Annotated in this window: 1 protein-coding gene and 1 pseudogene; one reads left to right on the top strand and one right to left on the bottom strand. The window is 59.3% G+C overall.

What is annotated here, in order from left to right; all coding sequences use genetic code 11:
* Positions 1-214 (top strand): annotated as a pseudogene (locus F2P45_RS34425) (IS66 family transposase); the annotation flags it as partial.
* 68 nt (positions 215-282) lie between these two features.
* Here F2P45_RS34425 and F2P45_RS34420 read toward each other — a convergent pair.
* Positions 283-504, bottom strand: a complete 222-nt coding sequence (locus F2P45_RS34420; RefSeq protein WP_166882682.1) for a hypothetical protein — start codon at positions 502-504, stop codon at positions 283-285.
* Positions 505-567: the final 63 nt, after the last annotated feature.

Below are 567 nucleotides of genomic sequence, written 5' to 3'. Positions count from 1 at the left end.
GCCCTTCACAAACAACACCGGGGAACAGAGCGTGCGGATGCCAAAAGTGAAGCAAAAAATCTCCGGCTGCTTCCGCACACTCGAAGGCGCCCGGCACTTCTGCGTTATCCGCACCTGCCTTGCCACACTACACAAGCAAGGTCACGGGATGCTCGACGCGATGCGCCGCGCATTTGCTGGCAACCCCATCGTCCCGGCCGCTTGCTCACCCTGAACGGCGAACAGTAAGCGCCCCACCTCATGTCGTCGACGACCTGCGTCGCCACATCGCAAACATCAAATTTACTCGCTGTCGTCCCCGGGCTTGGCCGGCGGCGTCTTGTTCGCTTCGCCTGCCAAAAACCGTGGGCGATCAGGGCGCCAATGCGCCGATTCCGCGGCATCGAGCTTAGCGTGCTCTGCGCGCACGCGCGCATGCAAGCGAAGAATGAGGCGATCCTTTTCCGTGGCGGAAAGCTTGGAAAGATCTGGAAGGGGGCGCAGTTTTGTCATGATCAGCATCATGGACCGATTTCAAGAAACGAACAACTCTGGCACGTGCTCGCTCAGGCTAAACAGTTACCTTCC

The sequence above is a fragment of the Massilia mucilaginosa genome (genome assembly GCF_011682145.1).
In the GTDB taxonomy this organism is placed as follows: domain Bacteria; phylum Pseudomonadota; class Gammaproteobacteria; order Burkholderiales; family Burkholderiaceae_D; genus Telluria_A; species Telluria_A mucilaginosa.
The sequence above is the reverse complement of the archived record's forward strand: the minus strand, read 5'-3'. Positions and strand labels throughout refer to the sequence as shown.